The sequence below is a fragment of the Streptomyces sp. NPDC014882 genome (genome assembly GCF_043081325.1).
Taxonomy (GTDB): Bacteria; Actinomycetota; Actinomycetes; order Streptomycetales; family Streptomycetaceae; genus Streptomyces.
The window spans coordinates 178677-200669 of the sequence record NZ_JBIBWL010000014.1; the positions used below are offsets into that span (position 1 = coordinate 178677).

General features: G+C 72.3%; 16 protein-coding genes and 2 pseudogenes. 11 read left to right on the forward strand and 7 right to left on the reverse strand.

The window, feature by feature from the left end; all coding sequences use genetic code 11:
• The first annotated feature begins 4 nt into the window (after positions 1–4).
• A complete protein-coding gene (locus ACF09K_RS27605; RefSeq protein ID WP_392247720.1) occupies positions 5–1669 on the forward strand; it encodes a recombinase family protein in 1665 nt (554 codons plus the stop codon).
• Between the two features lie 41 nt (positions 1670–1710).
• Here ACF09K_RS27605 and ACF09K_RS27610 read toward each other — a convergent pair whose 3' ends face one another.
• On the reverse strand, positions 1711–2247 hold the full coding sequence (locus tag ACF09K_RS27610; protein ID WP_392247722.1) for a hypothetical protein: 537 nt from the start codon (positions 2245–2247) through the stop codon (positions 1711–1713).
• Between the two features lie 99 nt (positions 2248–2346).
• Between ACF09K_RS27610 and ACF09K_RS27615 the strand changes: the two are divergent.
• The 4 genes and pseudogenes from ACF09K_RS27615 to ACF09K_RS27630 all read left to right on the forward strand — a co-directional run bounded on the left by ACF09K_RS27615 (position 2347) and on the right by ACF09K_RS27630 (position 8541).
• Positions 2347–3032: pseudogene (locus ACF09K_RS27615) on the forward strand (transposase).
• A gap of 325 nt (positions 3033–3357) precedes the next feature.
• Positions 3358–4186, forward strand: a pseudogene (locus ACF09K_RS27620) (IS5 family transposase).
• 297 nt (positions 4187–4483) lie between these two features.
• Entirely contained in the window at positions 4484–5953 is a 1470-nt protein-coding gene (locus ACF09K_RS27625; protein WP_392247724.1) for a 3' terminal RNA ribose 2'-O-methyltransferase Hen1, read from the forward strand.
• A complete protein-coding gene (locus ACF09K_RS27630; protein WP_392247726.1) occupies positions 5950–8541 on the forward strand; it encodes a polynucleotide kinase-phosphatase in 2592 nt (863 codons plus the stop codon). The genes ACF09K_RS27625 and ACF09K_RS27630 overlap by 4 nt, the downstream gene beginning before the upstream one ends.
• A 93-nt stretch (positions 8542–8634) precedes the next feature.
• Here the strand turns inward: ACF09K_RS27630 and ACF09K_RS27635 are convergent, their stop codons facing one another.
• Together ACF09K_RS27635 and ACF09K_RS27640 are read right to left on the reverse strand one after the other, a co-directional pair.
• Positions 8635–9528 carry a hypothetical protein gene (locus tag ACF09K_RS27635; RefSeq protein WP_392247728.1) on the reverse strand — a complete coding sequence of 298 codons (894 nt, stop codon included), beginning with the start codon at positions 9526–9528 and terminating at the stop codon, positions 8635–8637.
• Positions 9525–10589, reverse strand: coding sequence for an SPFH domain-containing protein (locus ACF09K_RS27640; protein WP_392247730.1), 1065 nt, complete (start codon positions 10587–10589; stop codon positions 9525–9527). Before ACF09K_RS27640 ends, ACF09K_RS27635 begins: the two co-directional genes overlap by 4 nt.
• Positions 10590–10734: 145 nt before the next feature.
• Here ACF09K_RS27640 and ACF09K_RS27645 point away from each other — a divergent pair, with 145 nt between their 5' ends.
• Positions 10735–11958, forward strand: a complete 1224-nt coding sequence (locus ACF09K_RS27645; RefSeq protein ID WP_392247732.1) for an arginine deiminase — start codon at positions 10735–10737, stop codon at positions 11956–11958.
• 172 nt (positions 11959–12130) lie between these two features.
• Positions 12131–13141 carry an ornithine carbamoyltransferase gene (argF, locus tag ACF09K_RS27650; protein ID WP_392247734.1) on the forward strand — a complete coding sequence of 337 codons (1011 nt, stop codon included), beginning with the start codon at positions 12131–12133 and terminating at the stop codon, positions 13139–13141.
• Positions 13142–13268: 127 nt separating this feature from the next.
• Here the strand turns inward: argF and ACF09K_RS27655 are convergent, their stop codons facing one another.
• A complete protein-coding gene (locus ACF09K_RS27655) occupies positions 13269–13754 on the reverse strand; it encodes an ATP-binding protein (protein ID WP_392247736.1) in 486 nt (161 codons plus the stop codon).
• A 363-nt stretch (positions 13755–14117) separates the two neighbouring features.
• Between ACF09K_RS27655 and ACF09K_RS27660 the strand changes: the two genes are divergently transcribed.
• The gene (locus ACF09K_RS27660; RefSeq protein ID WP_392247738.1) at positions 14118–14945 is read left to right on the forward strand and encodes an enoyl-CoA hydratase family protein; all 828 of its coding nucleotides are present in this window, start codon (positions 14118–14120) and stop codon (positions 14943–14945) included.
• Entirely contained in the window at positions 14930–17365 is a 2436-nt protein-coding gene (locus ACF09K_RS27665; protein ID WP_392247740.1) for a bifunctional salicylyl-CoA 5-hydroxylase/oxidoreductase, read from the forward strand. The genes ACF09K_RS27660 and ACF09K_RS27665 overlap by 16 nt, the downstream gene beginning before the upstream one ends.
• A 13-nt stretch (positions 17366–17378) precedes the next feature.
• Here ACF09K_RS27665 and ACF09K_RS27670 read toward each other — a convergent pair whose 3' ends face one another.
• Both ACF09K_RS27670 and ACF09K_RS27675 read right to left on the reverse strand, forming a co-directional pair.
• Complete coding sequence (locus ACF09K_RS27670) at positions 17379–18203, reverse strand: PaaX family transcriptional regulator C-terminal domain-containing protein (RefSeq protein WP_392247742.1); 825 nt, start codon at positions 18201–18203, stop codon at positions 17379–17381.
• Between the two features lie 15 nt (positions 18204–18218).
• Positions 18219–19835: an AMP-binding protein gene (locus tag ACF09K_RS27675; RefSeq protein ID WP_392247744.1), complete on the reverse strand. Its 1617-nt coding sequence runs from the start codon at positions 19833–19835 to the stop codon at positions 18219–18221.
• 157 nt (positions 19836–19992) lie between these two features.
• Between ACF09K_RS27675 and ACF09K_RS27680 the strand changes: the two genes are divergently transcribed.
• Both ACF09K_RS27680 and ACF09K_RS27685 read left to right on the forward strand, forming a co-directional pair.
• On the forward strand, positions 19993–21300 hold the full coding sequence (locus tag ACF09K_RS27680) for an acyl-CoA dehydrogenase family protein (RefSeq protein WP_392247746.1): 1308 nt from the start codon (positions 19993–19995) through the stop codon (positions 21298–21300).
• Positions 21297–21698, forward strand: coding sequence for a RidA family protein (locus tag ACF09K_RS27685; RefSeq protein ID WP_392247747.1), 402 nt, complete (start codon positions 21297–21299; stop codon positions 21696–21698). Before ACF09K_RS27680 ends, ACF09K_RS27685 begins: the two co-directional genes overlap by 4 nt.
• Here ACF09K_RS27685 and ACF09K_RS27690 read toward each other — a convergent pair whose 3' ends face one another.
• Positions 21699–21887 carry a DUF5999 family protein gene (locus ACF09K_RS27690; protein ID WP_392247748.1) on the reverse strand — a complete coding sequence of 63 codons (189 nt, stop codon included), beginning with the start codon at positions 21885–21887 and terminating at the stop codon, positions 21699–21701.
• Positions 21888–21993 lie beyond the last annotated feature (106 nt).

Sequence of the window (21993 nt, forward strand, 5' to 3'; positions counted from 1 at the left end):
GTCCATGGCAGAGACACAGAGGGCGCTACTCGCCGCACGGATCAGTGTGGACACCGACGAATCAACCTCCATCCCACGGCAGTTGGAGAAGCTCCACACGTGGGCTCAGGGGCTCGGACACGACGTAGCGGGAGTGGTGGAGGACCGGTCGGTGTCTGGCTCTGTAGACCTCCCTGAGCGCCCCTCTATGGGGCCCTGGCTCACGGAGGAGGGGCGGGAGAAGTGGGATGTCCTGGCAGTCACAACACAAGACCGGCTGAGCCGCGATGACCTCCATTTCATGGCGTTCGTGAAGAACGTTCTGGACTGGGGGAAGACTCTGGTCGTCCTCGATGACCCCTCGTTCGACATCGCCACGGAGACGGGACGGCTCATCGCCTACGCCAAGGCAACACAGGCAGCAGCAGAGCTGAGGAAGATCCGGCAACGGGTAGCGGATGCCAGGGACTACCTACGCAGGAACGGCCTGTTCGCTGGCGGACACACACCTTTCGGCTACATCTACGCGGACTCACCGGACGGGAGACACTACGTCCTGGTGCCGGAAGCCAGGTACGCCAAGCTCTTGAAAGAGATCTCAGAGCGCGTACGTGCGGGAGTCTCCACTAACCAGGTAGCACGAGAGCTGAACGCCAAAGGTGTACTCACGTGGCGTGACTATTTGCGGGAGCTGAGAGGTAAGGACTCTAGGCGTAGGAACGGGACGGCTCTGACAGAGCCCAAGGGAACCAACTGGAGTCCCCAGGTAGTACAGCGCATCCTCAAGCACCCTTCCTGCGCTGGATTCCTCGCGTACAAAGGTGAGCCGTACGAGGATGACCAAGGGAACTTGGTTATGGCTACGGAATACCCGATTCTCACGAATGCCGAATGGCAAGCCACCGTCGCAGCGATCAAGTCTCGTGGCGTATCGGATATCCGGCGTACCAATCAAGCCTCTCTGCTGACTGGCGTTGCTCGCTGCGGAGAGTGCGGAGCGCGCATGTTCTGCCACCGGTTGAAGAAGACACTGGCAACGGGGGAAGTCAAGACGTATCGGCACTACTCGTGTACGGCCCGTTCCAAGGGGATGCCGTGTGCTGCGCCCGCTCGAATCCCTGAGGACTTGCTCAATGACGTATTCGAGGAAGCGCTGTTGAGCAGACTAGGAGAGCTACCCGAGGTGGTGAAGGTGACAGAGTCGGGGGAGGACCACACGGCAGAGCTTGACCAGGTCACAGCACGTCTGCTGCGCCTGGAGAAAGACTATGAGAACGGCCGGTACGACGAGCCAGAGAAAGAAGAGTCCTACTGGCGTATGCACGGGAACCTGACCAGGAAACAGAAAGAGCTCAAGGCTAAGCCTGTACGCCCTGCGGTAACTCGGTACGTAGAGACTGGCCTTATCTGGGCTCAGAAGTGGGGAGGTATGAGAACCGAGCAGCGCAGGGACTATCTGACAGGCAGGGACGTACGGGTATACGTCTGGAAGCAAGCAATTCCCAATGTCGCACATGGCGTTGTGGTCTCACTCGGAGATCTCAAGCAACTCGCCCATGCTGCGGGATTGGACGCTGCCTCTGTTGAGGGATGGCAGATGGCCGGATGGAACGTACCGGCGCATTGGACTAACCCTGAACTGAGGGAATTCATCGCAGAGGAAGTCCCCGAGGTATTGAAAATTCAGTAAAGAAAGAGGCGTAAAGAAAGGCCCTGTCGAATGGCGGGACCTTATTCTTTTATGGAATTGCGTATGAATTCGACCACCCCCACCATTGACGGTTGAATAACAATTGGGGGTGGTCTGGTCTTTCGCGTGCCTAAGACCTGTCCCGTAACCCACGGGGCTGAGGGCCATGATGTGTCAGAGTCGGTGCCGATGGCACCGACCGAGCGAAGCGAACGCCCGAGGTCTCCGGTGAGGATGCGGGGGTGTCGCCGCCACCACCACAGCTCAGGGCCGGGCAGTCTGTGGAACTGGTCGAGTGCTTGGCCATCGTCGTCGACGGTCGCGGCCTTGTACCGGTCGTCCAGAGCTTTGATCTTCGGGGTCCAGAGCTGGACGATGTGTTCGTCCAGCGGGAGCCACGCCTCGTGCAGCCAGTTTCGGCAGTAGAGGTCGTTGGTGTACTCGTAGATATCGTCGCCGTAGCCGCGCTCGATGACGCTCACCAGGGCGGCCCACGCATTCACCCTTTCAGCGACCGTGAATGCCGTCCGCCAGCCGCGCTGGTGCAACAGCTCTCCCACCTCGGTTTCCGTAGCCACAGGCGGGAGGCTCTCACACCGAATCCGTCCAGGCGACCGAGATACATCCCGCCAGAGACTGCGGGCCCTGGAACCTGATCAAGGTGAGACGATTCCGCCGTGGCTGGTGTGATCACGGCGTCGGAACCCTCCTGGATAACCCCGTTCACCGGGCTGAGTCCGCGCCAGTTCACGAAGCTCGTGACCGCGTACTGGCGGACGAACCTCACCCTGCGCCAACTTGCCCCACTGTTCGGGATGTCCAAGTCCGCTGCGGACCGGATGATCGCCCACTTCGGGCCGTCTCTCGCCCTGCAGCCTCGCAAGAGGTTCCGGAGGGACGCCGTTCTGATCGTCGACGGCACCCTGGTCCCCACCCGTGACCACACGATCGCCGAGCAGTCGAAGAACTACAGGTACTGCACCAACACCAGGTCGTCATCGATGCCGACACCCGTCTGGTGGTCGCAGTCGGCCGGCCGGTCCCGGGGAACCGCAACGACTGCAAGGCATGGGAACTGTCCGGAGCGAAGGACGCCATCGGCCGGACCGCTGTGATCGCTGACGGCGGCTACCGGGGCACTGGCCTGATCGTCCCTCACCACCGTGACCCCGGCCAGGCCGAACTTCCGGCCTGGAAAGAAGAACACAATGCCTCGCACCGCAAGGTCAGGGCCCGTGTCGAGCACGCCTTCGCACGGATGAAGAGCTGGAAGATCCTCCGCGACTGCCGCTTGAAGGGCGACGGCGTCCACGACGCCATGCTCGGCGTCGCCCGTCTTCACAACCTCGCCCTCGCCGGCTGAACCGAGAGCAGGCAGGTCAGCAAGCCCGCCCGTGATCAATTACGGGACAGGTCTTAGGGTCTCTTAGGGGAGAGGCAGTAGCCGTCTCTAAGAGGTCGTTTTCACCCGGACTGCCCGCTTGTCGGGCGATTCTTGAAGTGCTGAATAGTGGTGCGGGTGAGGCCATGGCGACCGTCGATGCTTGCGGGGCAGTTGCGGTTGCGGATGAGACGGAAAGCGACGTGAGCCTGTCTCATCCCAGGATGCCCGGTCTTCGTGGTGGTGTACTTCCACTGCCGCTGCCGCACGCCTGGGCGCACTCGGTTCGCGGCGGCACGCCGTAAGCATGGCGAAGCGACGTCCCTGTCCGAGTGATCTGTCCGATGCCCGCTGGGAGTTGATCGAGCCGGTCCTGGCCGCGTGGCGCTTCGAGCGCCGTGGCAGAGCCCTGGACTTCGGCCGGCCGCCCCAGCATGACCTGCGCGACATCATGGACGCGATCTTGTACGTGGACCGGACCGGAGTCCAGTGGCGCTACCTCCCGCACGATTTCCCGCACTGGAACACGGTCTACGGACTCCTTCGCCACATGGGCCGACGAGGGCGTGTTCGCTCAGCCAGGCGGCCTGCTCCGACAGCTGTTACGCGAAAGGGAAGGCCGGGACGCAGAGCCGTCGGCGTGCGTGATCGACGCCCAGAGCGTCAAGACCTCCACCAGCGTCCCGGCTTCCGGCCAGGGCGTCGACGCCGGCAAGAAGATCGTCGGCCGTAAGCGGGGCATCGTGACCGACACGCTCGGACTCCTCCTTGCCGTCCTGGTCACCGCAGCGAGCGTGCAAGACTCCGTCGCCGGTGCCCGGCTTCTGGACCAGGTTGCCGCGGATCACCCCGGCATCCGCAAAGTCTGGGTCGACGGCGGCTACCGGCAGCACCTCGTCGAGCATGCCGCGATCCTCGGCATCGATATGGAGATCACCGCCCGCAAACCCGGGACCAGGGGTTTCACCCCGATCCCGAAGCGGTGGGCAGTCGAGCGGACCTACGGCTGGCTCATGCTCCACCGGCGCCTCGCGCGCGACTACGAAACCCTCCCCACCCGCTCCGAAGCCGTGATCCACATTGCCATGACCGACCTCATGGCCCGCCGCCTCACCGGCGAGAACACCATCTCCTGACGCGACCCGATAATGCCCGCGAAACAACCGATTACAGGATGAAACATCGGGCGAAAACGACCTCCAAGGGCTTCACGATCCGGCAGATTCAGCCGCACCTCACGTACAAGGCCGGGAGCGGTGAACCCTGTAACCCCTCGGTCGGTGCCATCTCTCAGGCTCTCCAGGCGCACGACGAGAGCCAGAGCTGAACCGATCACAGAGCCTCACAGGACCCCTGCCGACTGGTGGGGGTCCTCTGTTGTCCCCAGGTAATCCAGTACCGCCGTGGGCCCACGGACACCCATACTCGGACACGTGTTCCTGACGATCTCGACTACTGGCGACGAGCAGCACCCGGCTACTGACCTGGGGTTTCTCCTCCACAAGCATCCTGACAACTCGTTCTCAACCAAGTTGTCCTACGGTATGGCGCACGTCGTCTACCCCGAGGCGGACGCCGGACGCTGCACGGCGGCGCTGCTGCTGGAGGTGGACGCCGTGGCGCTGGTCCGCCGGGGCAGGGGCAAGGGCCGCGGCGGCGCCCCCGACGCGGCGCTCGCCCAGTACGTCAACGACCGCCCGTACGCGGCCTCCTCGCTGCTCGCCGTCGCGCTGAGCGGCGTCTTCTCCAGCGCCATGCGGGGCGTGTGCGCGGCGAAGCCCGAACTGCCGTCGCAGCCACGCCCGTTGCGCGTCGAGGTGCCCGCGCTGCCCGCGCGCGGCGGCTCCGGCCTCGTGCGGCGCCTCTTCGAGCCGCTCGGCTGGACGGTGGCCGCCGAACCGGTCCCGCTCGACGTGGAGTTCCCCGACTGGGGCGACTCGCGGTACGTGCGTCTCGTGCTGGAGTCCGAGGCGCTGACCCTCGCCGAGGCCCTGCGGCACCTGTACGTCCTGCTGCCCGTCCTCGACGACGCCAAGCACTACTGGGTGTCCCCCGACGAGGTCGACAAGCTGCTGCGCGCCGGGGAGGGCTGGCTGCCCGGCCACCCCGAGCAGAAGCTCATCACCAGCCGCTACCTGTCGCGCCGCTGGTCGCTGACCCGGCAGGCGACGGAGCGCCTGGAACTGGTGCGGCTCGCCGAGACCGACGACACCGCGGTCGAGGAGATCGACAACGCGGTCGGGGCGGAGGCGGAGACCGAGGAGAAGCCGACCCCGCTCGCCGTGCTGCGGCGGGACGCGATCATCGCCGCGCTGGGCGAGTCCGGCGCCGCCCGCGTCCTCGACCTCGGCTGCGGCCAGGGCCAGTTGGTGCAGGCGCTGCTGAAGGACCCGCGGTTCACGGAGATCGTCGGCGTCGACGTGTCGATGCGGGCGCTGACCATCGCCTCGCGGCGGCTGAAGCTGGACCGGATGGGCGAGCGGCAGGCCTCCCGCGTGAAGCTCCTGCAGGGCTCGCTCGCCTACACCGACACCCGGCTCAAGGGTTACGACGCGGCCGTGCTCAGCGAGGTCGTCGAGCACCTCGACCTGCCGCGGCTGCCCGCCCTGGAGTACGCGGTGTTCGGCTCGGCCCGCCCCCGCACGGTCCTCGTGACCACCCCGAACGTCGAGTACAACGTCCGCTGGGAGACCCTCCCGGCCGGCCACGTCCGGCACGGCGACCACCGCTTCGAGTGGACCCGCGGGGAGTTCCGCGCCTGGGCCGGCCAGGTGGCCGAACGGCACGGCTACGACGTGGAGTTCGCGCCCGTCGGACCGGAGGACCCCGAGGTCGGACCGCCGACCCAGATGGCCGTGTTCACCCTGCGGACCACGAACGAGAAGGAGGCGAAGGCGGCATGACCGGCACACCCGCGGCATCCGCGGCACACGCGACAGGCGCGACAGGCGCGACCACCGGGCAGGGCCGCGTCCTGCCCGTCACCGACCTCTCCCTCGTCGTGCTCATCGGCGCGTCCGGGTCGGGCAAGTCCACCTTCGCCCGGCGGCACTTCAAGCCCACCGAGGTCCTCTCCTCCGACTTCTGCCGCGGCCTGGTCGCCGACGACGAGAACGACCAGAGCGCCTCGCGGGACGCCTTCGACGTCCTGCACCACATCGCCGGCAAGCGCCTCGCGGCGGGCCGGCGCACGGTCGTCGACGCGACCAGCGTGCAGCAGGACTCCCGGCGCCAACTGATCGAACTGGCCCGGCAGTACGACGTGCTGCCCATCGCGATCGTGCTGGACGTGCCGGAGGAGGTGTGCGCCGAACGCAACGCGACCCGCTCCGACCGCGCCGACATGCCCCGCCGGGTCGTCCAGCGGCACACCCGTGAACTGCGCCGCTCGCTGCGGCACCTGGAGCGCGAGGGCTTCCGCAAGGTCCACGTCCTGCGGGGCGTGGCGGACGTCGAGAACGCCACCGTCGTCACCGAGAAGCGCTTCAACGACCTGACCCACCTCACCGGCCCCTTCGACATCGTCGGCGACATCCACGGCTGCGCCGCCGAACTGGAGACCCTGCTCGGCAAACTGGGCTATGTCGACGGCGTGCACCCGGAGGGCCGGCAGGCCGTCTTCGTGGGCGACCTCGTCGACCGCGGCCCCGACAGCCCCGGCGTGCTGCGCCGCGTGATGGCGATGGTCAGGTCGGGCAACGCGCTGTGCGTGCCCGGCAACCACGAGAACAAGTACGGCCGCCACCTGCGCGGCCGCAAGGTCCAGCCCACGCACGGCCTCGCCGAGACCATCGAGCAGATGGAGCGCGAGAGCGAGGAGTTCCGCGCCGAGGTGCGGGAGTTCCTCGACGGGCTCGTCAGCCACTACGTCCTCGACGGCGGACGGCTGGTGGTCTGCCACGCCGGCCTGCCCGAGAAGTACCACGGCCGCACCTCGGGCCGGGTCCGCTCGCACGCCCTGTACGGCGAGACCACCGGCGAGACCGACGAGTTCGGCCTGCCGGTGCGCTACCCGTGGGCGGAGGACTACCGGGGCCGGGCCGCGGTCGTCTACGGCCACACCCCGGTCCCGGAGGCGAGCTGGCTCAACAACACCATCTGCCTGGACACCGGCGCCGTGTTCGGCGGCAAGCTGACCGCGCTGCGCTGGCCGGAGCGGGAACTGGTCGACGTACCGGCCGAGCGGGTCTGGTACGAGCCGGTGAAGCCGTTGCGGGCCGAGGCACCGGGCGGGCACGACGGGCGTCCGCTGGACCTGAGGGACGTGCACGGCCGGCGGGTGGTCGAGACCCGGCACGCGGGACGGGTGTCCGTGCGCGAGGAGAACGCGGCGGCGGCCCTGGAGGTCATGAGCCGGTTCGCCGTCGACCCCCGCCTGCTGCCGTACCTGCCGCCCACCATGGCGCCGACGCCGACCAGCCGCGTCGAGGGGTACCTGGAGCACCCGGCGGAGGCGTTCGCGCAGTACGCCGAGGACGGGGTGGCGCGGGTCGTGTGCGAGGAGAAGCACATGGGCTCGCGGGCGGTGGTCCTGGTGTGCCGGGACGCGGAGACGGCGCGCCGGCGCTTCGGCGTGACGGGAGGCCCCGCGGGCTCGCTCTACACCCGCACCGGGCGCCCGTTCTTCGACGACGAGTCGGTCACCGGGCAGATCCTCGACCGGGTCCGCACGGCGGTCGGCGAGGCGGGCCTGTGGGACGAACTCGACACGGACTGGCTGCTGCTGGACGCGGAACTGATGCCGTGGTCGCTGAAGGCGGCCGGGCTGCTGCGCTCGCAGTACGCGGCGGTCGGCGCCGCCTCCGGCGCCGTCCTCCCGGGCGTCCTGGCCGCCCTGGAGGGCGCGGCCGCACGCGGGGTCGACGTCGGGGACCTGCTGTCCCGGCAGCGCGAACGCGCTGCGGACGCGGCCGCGTTCACGGAGGCGTACCGCCGCTACTGCTGGACCACGGACGGCCTGGACGGCGTCCGGCTGGCACCGTTCCAGATCCTCGCCGTCCAGGGCCGCAGCCTCGCCGCCCTGCCCCACGACGGACAACTCGCCCTGCTGGACCGGCTGGTGGAGCACGACGGCACCGGTCTGCTGCGGACGACCCGCCGCCTGTACGTCGACACGGCGGACCCCGGGTCGGTGCGGGCCGGCGTCGACTGGTGGCTGGAGATGACGGGGCGCGGGGGTGAGGGCATGGTCGTCAAGCCGCTGGAGGCACTGGTGCGCGGCCCCGCGGGCCGCCTGGTCCAGCCGGGCGTCAAGTGCCGGGGACGCGAGTACCTGCGGATCATCTACGGTCCGGAGTACACCCGCCCCGACAACCTCGCCCGGCTGCGGCAGCGCTTCCTGAACCACAAGCGCTCCCTGGCGATCCGCGAGTACGCCCTCGGCCTGGAGGCCCTGGACCGGCTGGCGGAGGGCGAACCCCTGTGGCGCGTGCACGAGGCGGTCTTCGGCGTGCTGGCCCTGGAGTCGGAGCCGGTGGACCCGCGGCTGTGAGGCGCGGGCGCGGCGGACGGCGGTGGTGAGGCGCGGGCGCGGCGGGCGGCGGCTGTGAGGTGCGGCGGTGCGGTGCGGCGGTGAAGCGCGGTGTCAGCGCACCAGCCGCAGCCGCTCCCCGCACACGCCCACCGTCACCCGCTGCCCCCAGGTCAGTTCGACCGCGTCGCTCTCGACGCCGTCGCCGAAGGCGACCAGCCGTTCGGACTCCACGGTCAGCGTCAGCCGGCTGTCCGCGGTGAGTTCACCCGCGACCAGGGAGGTCCCGGTGGCCGGGGACGGCCAGGCCTCGCGGACGAACCACAGCAGCCGCCGTTCGGAGGGGCCCGGCGGGCGCGGCCCGTCGCCGCCGCGCTCCTGCCGGACCGAGCCGATCCAGCCGGTGGCCCCCGTGCCGGTGCCGACCAGCACCCCGGAGGAGGCCTGGGCCTCGGCGACACCCCCGTCGCCGTCGAGGCCCAGGCGGTACCGGGCGGTCTGGTGGCCTGCCGCGCCGAGGTAGATCTCGTTCAGGGCCACCAGCCGTTGGGTGTCGTCGGCGACGGCCTCCACCATGGTCAGTTCCTCGACGTCCCCGGTGCCGGCCGCCAGCAGCTCCTCCGCGTCGGCGGGCCGGTGGCGGACCAGGACGCCCGGGTTGCGGCCGGGGTCGGTGTCGATGCCCACGACCGGCTGGCCCGCGAGGTACTTGGCGACGTTCGCCACCAGCCCGTCCTGGCCGACCACGACCACCACGTCCTCGGGCGCGAACAGGAAACGGTCCAGGTCCCGCCGTTCGACCCGGCTCTGCCGCCAGGTCAGGGGGATCGCCGCCGTCACCCGGGCCAGCGCGTGCCGGGTGGCGCGGTGGCGTTCGGCGACCTCCTCGATGTCCCGGCCCCGCGAGGAGAGGAAGAAGGCGGCCTGGCCGTGCGTGCCGTGCCGGGCCACCAGCTCCTCGTACTCCGTGGTGCGGTGGACCAGCACGGCCCGCGGGGCGAGACTCACCGCGACGCCCCCAGCCTGGCCAGCAGCCCGGTCAGCACGTCGGGCGAGACGGTCAGGCTGTCGATGTGCGGCAGGTTCTCCGCGAGCCGGGTGCCGGTGAGGGCGTGCAGGGTGGCGACGTCGACGTCCGCGTGCACCCGGAGCCAGGCCGCCTGGGCCTGTGCCCGCGCCTCGCCCACCTCGCGCGCCGCCTCAGCCTCCGCGCGGGCGAGCCGCAGCGACCGGGTCGCCTCCGCGTCGCCGAGGGCCACCGCACGGGCCGCCTCGGCCTCCGCCAGCCGGACCAGGCGGGTCGCCTCCGCCTCGGCGCGCACCTTGTCCGCCGCCGCGTTCTCCTCCGCCTCGCGGCGCGCGTTGGTGCCGCGCTGGTCGACCAACTGCTCCTCGCGCCGGGCGAGTTCGATCCGGCTGGCGAGTTCGTTCTCGGCGATCGCGCGCTCCCGCTCGACGGCCACCGCCCGCCGCTCGTACGTCGCCCGGTCGGCCTCCTGCTGGATCTGCTCGCGCGCCGGGGTGCGCAGCGCCCGCTCCACCTCGGGCTCCGGCCGCAGCGCCACCACGCGCACCGCGACGATCTCGATGCCGGTGGCGGGCAGCCGCGGCTCCGCCGCGAGCCCGGCCGCGACCCGCTCGCGCACCGCCGTCACCCCGTCGACGAGCGCCGCCGACAGCGGCGTGCGGGCGAGCACGTCCAGCGCGTGCTGCTGGGCCGTCTCGGTCAGCAGGGTGCCGAGCTGTTCCAGGGGGGAGCCGCGCCAGGCCCCGGTGTCGGGGTCGATCGAGAAGTCGAGGCGGGCGGCGGCCAGCGCCGGGTCGCCGACCCGGTAGGTCACGGTCGCCTGGACGGCCACGTCCTGGAAGTCGGCCGTACGGGCGTGGAAGGTCATGGCCAGTTCGCGGTCGTCCACCGGGACTTCGGAGAGCGCGGCGGTCAGCGGACGGAACCAGAAGCTGAGCCCGGGACCGTCGTGCACGAGCGTGCCGGAGCGGTGGTGGCGGATGTGCGCCGTCGGGGCGCCCCGCAGATGGCGCCAGCCCAGGCGCCGGGTGATGTCGGCCACGGGATCCCCCTCGGTCGGATTGTTTTCGTCATGAAGACGATAAGCGGGAGATCCATTTGTCGTCAAGAGGACGAGAACAAGCCGGTGCGGAATCGGGCGGGGGCGGGGGAGGATGAAGGCGGGCCCCGGTGGTCAGGATGGAGGCATGGGATTCCACGTCGACTCCGAGGCCGGGCGGCTGCGCCGCGTCATCCTGCACCGGCCCGATCTCGAGCTCAAAAGGCTCACCCCCAGCAACAAGGACGCCCTCCTCTTCGACGACGTGCTCTGGGTGCGGCGGGCGCGCGCCGAGCACGACGGCTTCGCGGACGTGCTGCGCGACCGCGGCGTCGAGGTCCACCTCTTCGGCGACCTGCTCACCGAGGCCCTGGAGATCCCGGCGGCCCGAACGCTCGTCCTCGACCGGGTCTTCGACGAGAAGGAGTACGGGGTGCTCGCCACCGACCACCTCCGCGCGGCCTTCGAGAACCTGCCCGCGCCCGAGCTGGCGGAGGCCCTCGTCGGCGGCATGACCAAGAGGGAGTTCCTCGACGCGCACCCCGAACCGACCTCCGTGCGCTTCCACGCGATGGAACTCGACGACTTCCTCCTCGGCCCCCTCCCCAACCACCTCTTCACCCGCGACACCTCCGCCTGGATCTACGACGGCGTCTCCATCAACGCCATGCGCTGGCCCGCCCGGCAGCGCGAGACGGTGCACTTCGAGGCGATCTACCGCCACCACCCCCTCTTCCGCCCCGAGGAGTTCCACCTCTGGTCCGAGGGTCAGGCCGACTACCCCTCCACCATCGAGGGCGGGGACGTCCTCGTCATCGGCAACGGCGCCGTCCTCATCGGCATGAGCGAGCGCACCACCCCCCAGGCCGTCGAGATGCTCGCCCACAAGCTGTTCGCGGCGGGCTCGGCCACCACGATCGTCGCCCTCGACATGCCGAAGCGGCGCGCGTTCATGCACCTCGACACCGTGATGACGATGGTCGACGGCGACACCTTCACCCAGTACGCCGGCCTCGGCATGCTCCGCTCGTACACCATCGAGCCCGGCGTCGGGGAGAAGGAGCTCCAGGTCACCGACCACCCGCCGGAGCACATGCACCGCGCGATCGCCACCGCCCTCGGCCTCGGCGAGATCCGCGTCCTCACCGCCACCCAGGACGTGCACGCCGCCGAGCGCGAGCAGTGGGACGACGGCTGCAACGTCCTGGCCGTCGAGCCGGGCGTCGTCGTCGCCTACGAGCGCAACGCCACCACCAACACCCATCTGCGCAAGCAGGGCATCGAGGTCGTGGAGATCCCGGGCAGCGAGCTGGGGCGGGGGAGGGGCGGGCCGCGCTGCATGAGCTGCCCGGTGGAGCGGGGGCCGGTCTAGTGGGGGCGGTGGGGTGGAGGGGGTTCCGGCGAGGGTGTTCGGGGAGCGAGACGGGGATGCATACAAATGTAGAGTCTCGTATAGACTTCCAAGCTCCTGTCATTGAGACCGTCAATGAACGCGGCAGCGCCCCTGCCGCGGCACCTGTTCACCGCACCTCTGGAGCGCCCCCATGGCGACAGTCCCGACCGCCCTCGCCGGCCGCCACCTCCTCAAGGAGCTGGATCTCACCCGGGAGGAGTTCCACGGGCTGATCGAGCTGGCCGCCGAGCTGAAGGCCGCCAAGAAGGCCGGGACCGAGACGCGGCACCTCGTCGGCAGGAACATCGCCCTGATCTTCGAGAAGACCTCCACGCGCACCCGCTGCGCGTTCGAGGTCGCCGCCGCCGACCAGGGCGCCTCCACCACGTACCTCGACCCGAGCGGCTCGCAGATCGGCCACAAGGAGTCCGTGAAGGACACCGCGCGCGTGCTCGGCCGGATGTACGACGCCATCCAGTACCGCGGCGACAGCCAGGCCAAGGTCGAGGAGCTGGCCGGGCACGCCGGCGTGCCCGTCTACAACGGTCTCACCGACGACTGGCACCCCACCCAGATGCTCGCCGACGTGCTCACCATGACCGAGCACACCGGCAAGCCGCTGCACGAGATCACCCTCGCCTACCTCGGCGACGCCCGCTTCAACATGGGCAACTCCTACCTGGTCACCGGCGCCCTGCTCGGCATGGACGTGCGGATCGTCGCCCCCAGGTCCTACTGGCCCGCCCAGGAGGTCGTCGACCGCGCCCGCGAACTGGCCGGGGCCGCCGGCGCGCGCGTCACCCTCACCGAGTCGCTCGCCGAGGGCGTGCGCGGCGCCGACTTCGTGGCCACCGACGTGTGGGTCTCCATGGGGGAGCCCAAGGAGGTCTGGGACGAGCGGATCACGGCCCTCGCCCCGTACGCCGTGACCATGGACGTCCTGCGCGCCACCGGCAACCCGGACGTCAAGTTCCTGCACTGCCTGCCCGCCTTCCACGACCTCGGCACCGAGGTCGGCCGCGAGATCCACGACCGGCACGGCCTGGACTCGCTGGAGGTGACCGACGAGGTCTTCGAGTCCGCGCACTCGGTCGTCTTCGACGAGGCCGAGAACCGGCTGCACACCATCAAGGCCGTCCTGGTGGCGACGCTGGCCCGGTAGGTCCGCGGTGAGGCCGGCCTCGGGTCCGCGGTGAGGCCGGCCTCGGGTCCGCGGTGAGGCCGGTCTCGGGTCCGCGACGGTGCCGGCTTCGGGCCCGCGGCGGCGCCGCCGCGCCGCGGGGTGCCGCTCACACCGGGCGCGGGCGTCCCTGCGGCGGGACGGCGGCCAGCCGGAACCACACCGCCTTGCCGGTCTCCGTCGGCCGGTGCCCGCAGGACGAGCTGAGCGCGCGGATCAGCAGCAGCCCGCGCCCGTGCTCCTGCCACGGGTCGGGCTCCCGGCCGGCGGCCGGACGGGTCAGGTCGCCGGGCGGCGCGGGGTCGGCGTCGTGCACCTCGACCTGGCAGCCGGTCGGCAGCAGCCGCACCACCAGCTCTATCGGGTCGTCCCCGGCGGTGTGCTCCACGGCGTTCGCCACCAGCTCGGCCGTCAGCAGCTCCGCCGTGTCGCCGTCCGCCCCGTGTTCCAGCTCCGCCAGTGCCGTGCGGACCAGGGCACGCGCGACCGGCACGGCCGCGGCGGAGTGCGGCAGCGCGACGCGCCAGGACGCGGCGGGGGAGGGGCGTTCGTGCACGGCTGGTCCGTTCGTGGCGCAGGTCCCTGGGTACGGCATCAGGCGATCCTGCTTTCGGCTCGAGGAATGGTACGGCGGCCTCCGCCGGGGGCCCGGGCCGGTCGCCGTACGGGACCGTCCGTCCCGTCACGGGTCGGCCTACCCGTCCCGACGGCCCCGGGCGCCCCACCGGTCCCGTTGTTACCGCGTTGTCGAGGGCCGGTGACGCCTGTGACGCGGACGCCCCGCGCCGTGACAGGCCCGTCGCACACGCCATACGCGCACGCCGCACGCACCCGTCCCGTCCCGTGCCCGCCCGTCCCGCGCCCGGTCTCGCCCCGCCCGTCTTATCGCGCACTCCTGACGACAGTCACGTACAGGTGATAACTTCGAGGGTGACCACCCGTCGAGGAGGCCGCCCTCATGAGTCCCTTCACCGGCTCCGCCGCCCGCACCTCCGACTGGCGCCACCTGCGCGTCACCCGCGCCGACGGCGTCGCCACCGTCACCCTCGCCCGCCCCGAGAAGCTCAACGCGCTCACCTTCGGCGCCTACGCCGACCTGCGCGACCTGCTCGCCGAGCTGTCCAGGGAGCGCTCCGTGCGCGCCCTGGTGCTGGCCGGCGAGGGGCGCGGCTTCTGCTCCGGAGGGGACGTCGAGGAGATCATCGGCGCCACCCTCGCCCTGGACACCGCCCAGCTCCTCGACTTCAACCGGATGACCGGCCAGGTCGTCCGGGCGGTGCGGGAGTGCCCGTTCCCGGTGATCGCCGCCGTGCACGGGGTGGCCGCCGGAGCGGGCGCGGTGCTGGCCCTGGCCGCGGACTTCCGCGTCGCCGACCCCAGCGCCCGCTTCGCGTTCCTCTTCACCCGCGTCGGCCTCTCCGGCGGCGACATGGGCGCCGCCTACCTCCTGCCCCGCGTCGTCGGCCTCGGCCACGCGACCCGCCTGCTCATGCTCGGCGAACCGGTCCGCGCCGCCGAGGCGGAACGGATCGGCCTCATCAGCGAACTGGCGCGGGAAGCCCGTGCCGACGAGGCCGCCCACCGCCTCGCCCGCCGCCTGGCCGACGGCCCGGCACTGGCGTACGCCCAGACCAAGGCCCTGCTGACGGCCGAACTCGACATGCCGCTGGCGGCGGCGGTGGAACTGGACGCGGCGACCCAGGCCCTCCTGATGAACGGCGAGGACTACGCGGAGTTCCACGCGGCGTTCACCGAGAAGAGGCCGCCGAAATGGCAGGGGCGCTGAACATGCCGGCCCCGGGCACGCCACCCGGCACGACGGCCCGCCCCGCGCACGACAGGCCCGCGCACGGCGGGCCCGCGCACGGCGGGCCCGCCCGCCCCGCACGCGTCGCGGTCGTCGGCGGCGGACCGGGCGGCCTCTACACCGCCGCCCTGCTGAAACGCCGCGCCCCCGACCGCCGGGTCACCCTCTGGGAACGCACCCCCTTCGACCGCACCTTCGGCTTCGGCGTGGTCCTCTCCGACGAGACCCTCGGCGGCATCGAGCACGCCGACCCCGCCGTCCACGACGCCCTCCGGCGGAACTTCGTCCGCTGGAACGACGTGGACGTCGTCCACCGCGGAACGCGCCACACCTGCGAGGGCCACGGCTTCGCCGCCCTGGCCCGCAAGCACCTCCTGGAGATCCTGCACACCCGCTGCCACGACCTCGGCGTCGACCTGCGCCCGCACACCGAGGCGCCGCCCGTGGAGCGCCTCGCGCGGACCCACGACCTGGTCGTCGCCGCCGACGGCGTGCACAGCGCCACCCGGGAGACCTACGCCCGGGTGTTCCGCCCCCAGGTCACCACCCACCGCTGCCGCTACCTCTGGCTCGCCACCGACTTCGCCTTCGACGCCTTCCGGTTCGAGATCGCCGAGACCGAGCACGGCGTGATGCAACTGCACGGCTACCCCTACGCCCACCCGTCGCCCGGCCCCCACCCCTCGACGGGGCCCGCCGGGACGCCGGACCGGTCCGGAGCCTCCACCGTCATCGTCGAGATGCGCGAGGAGGTGTGGCGCGCGGCCGGGTTCGACCGGGTCCCCCCGCGGGAGTCCGTCGAACGCTGCGCCGAGATCTTCGCGGACGCGCTCGGCGGCAGGCCGCTGCGGTCGGACGACCCGGCGTGGACCACGTTCCGCACGGTGGTCAACGAACGCTGGTCCCACGGCAACGTGGTGCTGCTGGGCGACGCCGCCCACACCGCCCACTTCTCCGTCGGCTCCGGCACCAAGCTCGCCGTCGAGGACGCCCTGGCGCTGACGGCCTGCCTGGAGGAACAGCCCGACCTGCGCGCGGCGCTGACCGCCTACGAGGAGGAGCGCAAGCCGGTCGTCGCCTCCACCCAGCGGGCCGCCCGCGCCAGCCTGGAATGGTTCGAGAACCTCGCCCTGTACGTCGACCAGCCGCCGCGCCGGTTCGCCTTCAACCTGCTCACCCGCAGCCGCCGCGTCACCCACGACAACCTGCGGCTGCGCGACGCGCGCTTCACCGGCGGCGTGGAGCGGGAGTTCGGCTGCCCGCCCGGCACCCCGCCGATGTTCACGCCGCTGCGGCTGCGCGGCCTGACCCTGCGCAACCGGGTCGTCGTCTCCCCGATGGACCTGTACTCCGCGGCCGACGGCGTCCCCGGCGACCTGCACCTCGTGCACCTCGGCGCCCGCGCCCTCGGCGGGGCCGGCCTGGTCATGACGGAGATGGTGTGCGTGTCGCCAGAGGGGCGCATCACGCCCGGCTGCGCCGGCCTCTACACCGGCCGGCAGGCCGAGGCGTGGCGGCGGATCACCCGCTTCGTGCACGAGCGGGCGCCGGGCACCGCGATCGGCGTGCAGCTCGGCCACTCCGGGCGCAAGGGCTCGACCCGGCTGATGTGGGAGGGCATGGACGAGCCCCTGCCGGACGGCAACTGGCCGCTCGTGGCCGCCTCCCCGCTGCCGTACAAGCCGGGCAGCCAGGTCCCCCGGGAACTCGGCCGGGCCCGACTCACCGACCTGCGGCACCAGTTCGCGGCGGCGGCCGGGCGGGCCGCGCGGGCCGGGTTCGACCTCCTCGAACTGCACTGCGCCCACGGCTACCTGCTGTCCGGATTCCTCTCCCCGCTGACCAACCGGCGCACCGACGCCTACGGCGGCCCGCTCGAACGCCGGCTGCGGTTCCCGCTGGAGGTCTTCGACGCCGTACGGGCCGTGTGGCCGGAGGAGCGGCCCATGACCGTACGGATCTCCGCGACCGACTGGGCCGACGGCGGGACCACGGCCGAGGACGCCGTGGAGATCGCCCGCGCCTTCGCCGCGCACGGGGCCGACGCGATCGACGTCTCCACCGGGCAGGTCGTCGCCGACGAGGAGCCGGAGTACGGCAGGTCGTACCAGACGCCGTTCGCGGACCGGATCCGGCACGAGGCGCGGGTCCCGGTGATCGCGGTCGGCGCCATCTCCTCCTGGGACGACGTCAACTCACTGCTGCTGGCCGGGCGCGCGGACCTGTGCGCGCTGGCCCGCCCGCACCTGTACGACCCGCACTGGACCCTGCACGCGGCCGCCGAACAGGGCTACGACGGGCCGGGCGCCGTCTGGCCGGCGCCGTACCGGGCGGGCAGCAGGCCGCCGCGGACCGGCCGCGCCGACGCCCCCAAGCAGCGTCTGACGCTGGAGAGCTGAGGCCGGGAGCGGCTCAGGCGTCGGGGAGCAGGCCCGTGAAGGCGGCGCCCGCGTCCCGCAGCCGTTCGTGCAGCGCCCGGAACACCGCCGCCGAGCGCGTTCCCGGCCAGTCGTCGGGCAGCAGCGCGGCGGGCAGGCCGGGGTCGGCGTAGGGCAGGTGGCGCCAGGTGTCCAGGGCGAGCAGGTAGTCGCGGTACGCCTCCTCCGCCGGGGTGTCCTCGCGCCGCTCCCAGGCCCGCAGCACGCGCGCGTGGCGGTCGAGGAACGCCTCGTGCTCCTCGGCGACGGCCGCCAGGTCCCACCAGCGGCCGACGGCCTCGACGGTCGGCGCGAAACCGAGGTGCTCGCCGCGGAAGAAGTCCACGTAGCCGTCCAGGCGCAGCCGTTCCAGGGCGTGCCGGGTCTCCTCGTACAGCCGGGCCGGGGCGATCCACACGCCTGGGGCGGCCGTGCCGAAACCGAGACCGGCCAGCCGGGACCGCAGCACGTGCCGCTTCTGCCGCTCCGACTCCGGCACCGAGAACACCGCCAGCACCCAGCCCTCGTCCTCGGGCGGCGCGGTGGCGTAGATGCGCCGGTCGCCGTCCTCCAGCAACTGCCGTGCCTCCGGCGACAGTTCGTATCCGGCGGCGCCCTGCGCGGTGCGGGCGGGCAGCAGCAGGCCGCGTCGTTTCAGCCGGGACACCGAGGAGCGCACGGAGGGCGCGTCGACGCCGACCGCGGCGAGCAGCCGGATCAGCTCGGCGACGGGCACCGGGCCCGGCGCGAAGCGGCCGTACGCGCCGTAGAGCGTGACGATGAGGGACCGGGGGGCGGGCTGGTCGGACACGTTGATCATCTTAGGTCGTCGGCATCACTGCTGGTCACCATCGGTGTCAACGCCGGTGTCACCGCGGGCGCGCAGCAGGAAGCGCTGGAGTTTGCCGGTCGCGGTGCGCGGCAGCGCGTCCAGGAACAGGATCTCGCGCGGACACTTGTACGGCGCCAGCTCCGCCTTGAGGAAGGCCCGCAGCGCCTCCGCGTCCGGGCGCGCCCCGGGCCGCAGGACGGCGAACGCCACCACCACCCGGCCGCGCGCCTCGTCGGGCCGCCCGACGACCGCCGCCTCGACGACGTCGGGGTGCCGCAGCAGCGCGTCCTCCACCTCGGGGCCCGCGATGTTGTACCCGGCGGAGACGATCATGTCGTCGGCGCGGGCCACGTACCGGAAGTAGCCGTCCGCCTCGCGGACGTAGGTGTCGCCGGTGACGTTCCACCCGTCGCGCACGTACTCCCGCTGCCGCGGGTCGGCGAGGTAGCGGCAGCCCACCGGGCCGCGCACGGCGAGCAGCCCGGGCCGGCCGTCGGGGACGGGGTCGCCGTTCCCGTCCTGCACCCGCGCCCGCCAGCCCGGCACCGGCACGCCCGTGGTGCCCGGCCGGATCCGCTCGTCGGCCGCGGAGAGGAAGACGTGCAGCAGCTCGGTGGCCCCGATCCCGTTGATCAGGCGCAGCCCGGTCCGCTCGTGCCAGGCCCGCCAGGTCGCCTCCGGCAGGTTCTCGCCGGCGGACACGCAGCGGCGCAGCGACGACACGTCGTGCCCGTCGAGGCCGCCGAGCATCGCCCGGTAGGCGGTGGGCGCGGTGAACAGCACGGACACCCGGTGCGCGGCGATCGCCGCCAACAGCTGCCGCGGACCCGCCTGTTCGAGCAGCAGGGCGCTCGCGCCGGCCCGCATCGGGAAGACCAGCAGGCCGCCGAGGCCGAAGGTGAAACCGAGCGGGGGACTGCCCGCGAACACGTCGTCGGCGCGCGGCGCCAGCACGTGCCGGGAGAAGGTGTCGGCGATCGCCAGCACGTCCCGGTGGAAGTGCAGGCAGCCCTTGGGCCGGCCGGTGGTGCCCGAGGTGAAGGCGATCAGCGCCACGTCGTCGGCGGCGGTGTCCAGGGCCGGGAACGGGCCGGCGTCCGCCCGCCGGTTCAGCAGGTCGTCGGGGGCGTCACCGCCGTACACCGCGATCCGCAGTCCCGGTATCCCCGCCCCGGCGAGGTCGCCGACGGACCGGACGTCGCACAGGGCGTGCCCCACCCGGGCGATCGCGCACATCGTGCGCAGCTCGCGCGGGCGCTGCTGCGCCAGCACGGTGACCGCGATCGCGCCCGCCTTCAGCACCGCCAGCCAGCAGGCCGCCAGCCACGGCGTGGTCGGCCCGCGCAGCAGCACCCGGTTGCCCGGGACGACGCCCAGCTCGCCGGTGAGGACGTGCGCCAGCCGGTCGACGCGGGCGCGCAGCTCCCCGTACGTCCAGGGCGGTCCCGCCGGGGTGCGGAACACCGGCCGCTCCGGGGTGCCGCCGCCGAGCAGCTCGGCGGCGGCGTTCAGCCGTGCGGGGTAGCGCAGCTCCGGCAGGTCGAAGTGCAGCCCGGGCCACTGGCCGGGCGGCGGGAGGTGGTCGCGCGCGAAGGTGTCGACGTGGGCCGAGGCGTGCATGGCGGGTCGCCCCCTTGCCTTGGTGGGCGCCCCGGGGCGCCGTGGCGGGCGTGATGGTGGGCTCGCGCACCGAGCGTATCGCGTCGGTGACGGCAGTCAACGGTTCGCGATACCGTGGGGGTGGCAGAGGCAGGGCCACCGGTGGAGAGGGGCGACGATGCCCGCGTTCTCGCTCGAACCCGCACGGACCGGCTGGTGCGCCGAACTGCGCGCCCTGGCCGCCGACCGGCTGCGCCCGCTCGCGGAGGAGGGCGAACCCGGCCGGATCAACCGCCCCCTCCTCGCCGAACTCGGCCGGCTGGGCCTGCTCACCCGCCTGTTCACCTCCGGCGCCCTCGACCTCTGCCTGATGCGCGAGTCCCTCGCCCGGGCCTGCACCGAGGCGGAGACCGCCCTCGCCCTCCAGGGCCTCGGCGCGCACCCCGTCCACGCCCACGGCAGCCGCGACCAGCGGGAGCGCTGGCTGCCCCGCGTCGCCGACGGCAGCGCCGCGGCCGCCTTCGCGCTCAGCGAGCCCGGGGCGGGCTCGGACGCGGCCGCGCTCTCCCTCGCCGCGGAACCCGACGGCCCCGGCGGCTGGCGCCTGACCGGCGAGAAACGCTGGATCTCCAACGCCCCCGAAGCCGACTTCTACACCGTCTTCGCCCGTACGACACCGGGAGCGGGCGCCCGCGGCGTCACCGCGTTCCTGCTCCCCGCCGACCGGCCCGGCCTCACCGGCACCGCCCTCGACATGCTCTCCCCGCACCCCGTCGGCGCCCTCCGCCTCGACGCCGTCCCGGTCACCGGGGCCGACCTGCTCGGCGAACCGGACCGCGGCTTCCGCGTGGCCATGTCCACCCTCGACCTCTTCCGGCCCAGCGTCGGCGCCTTCGCCGTCGGCATGGCCCAGGCCGCCCTCGACGCCACCCTGGCCCACACCGCGCGCCGGGACGCCTTCGGCGGCAAGCTGAGGGACCTCCAGACGGTCGCCCACCAGGTCGCCGAGATGTCCCTGCGCACGGAGGCGGCCCGCCTGATGGTGTACGCCGCCGCCACCGCGTACGACACCGGCGCACCGGACGTGCCCCGCCGCGCCGCCATGGCGAAACTCCTCGCCACCGAGACCGCGCAGTACGTCGTCGACACGGCCGTCCAGCTCCACGGGGCCCGCGCCCTGCGCCGCGGCCACCTGCTGGAACACCTGTACCGCGAGGTGCGGGCACCACGGATCTACGAGGGGGCCAGCGAGGTGCAACGCGCCATCATCGCGAGGGAGCTGTACGCGGGGGTGGACCGCGAGGGTGCGGACCGCGAGGGGATGGACCGCGAGGGGATGGACCGCGGGGAGGCGGACCGCACGGGTGTGGACCGCGCGGGGCGCGGCCACGTGCGGCCGGAGCCGGAGCCGGAGCCGGAGCCGGAGGCGGGGGCGGGGGCGGACGAGGGCGGGCCGTCGCGGACGGGACCGGAGGGCGTGCGGTGAGCGCCGAGCGCGTCAACCCGCCGGAGCTGTCACCGCCCGCCGGCTTCTCGCACGCGGTCGTCGCGACCGGCTCCCGCGTGGTGTTCCTGGCCGGCCAGACCGCGCTGGACGCCGGCGGGAAGGTGGTCGGGGACTCGCTGCCCGACCAGTTCGCCCGCGCCCTGGCCAACCTCCTGACCGCCCTCGCGGCGGCCGGCGGCACCCCGGCGGACCTCGCGCGCGTCACCGTGTACGTCACGGACGTCGCCGCGTACCGGGCCTGCGCACCCGAACTCGGGCGCGTGTGGAGGGACGCGGCGGGCCGGGACTATCCGGCCATGGCGGTCGTCGGGATCGTGCGGCTGTGGGACGAGGAGGCCCTCGTCGAGCTGGACGGGTTCGCCGTCCTCGGGGACTGATCAGGCGGCGACGGCGAGCCGTTCGGCCGGCACGCGGTGCGGGGCCACGACGCGGCCGTCGGGCAGCAGCTCTCCGGAGTCGTCGAAGACGATCGTGCCGTCGCACAGCAGGGTCCAGCCCTGCTCGGGGTGGGCCGCGACGACGTGCGCGGGGTCGGCCGCGGGGCTCGTTGTCCGGTGGGTACACATGGCGCACCTCCACGTCGGTGGGGCCACCGGGCGGTGGGCCCCGTCGAACCGAGCGTGCGCCCGCCCGGGCCGGCGCCGCCAGAGCCCGCCGGGGAGTGTGACAGCA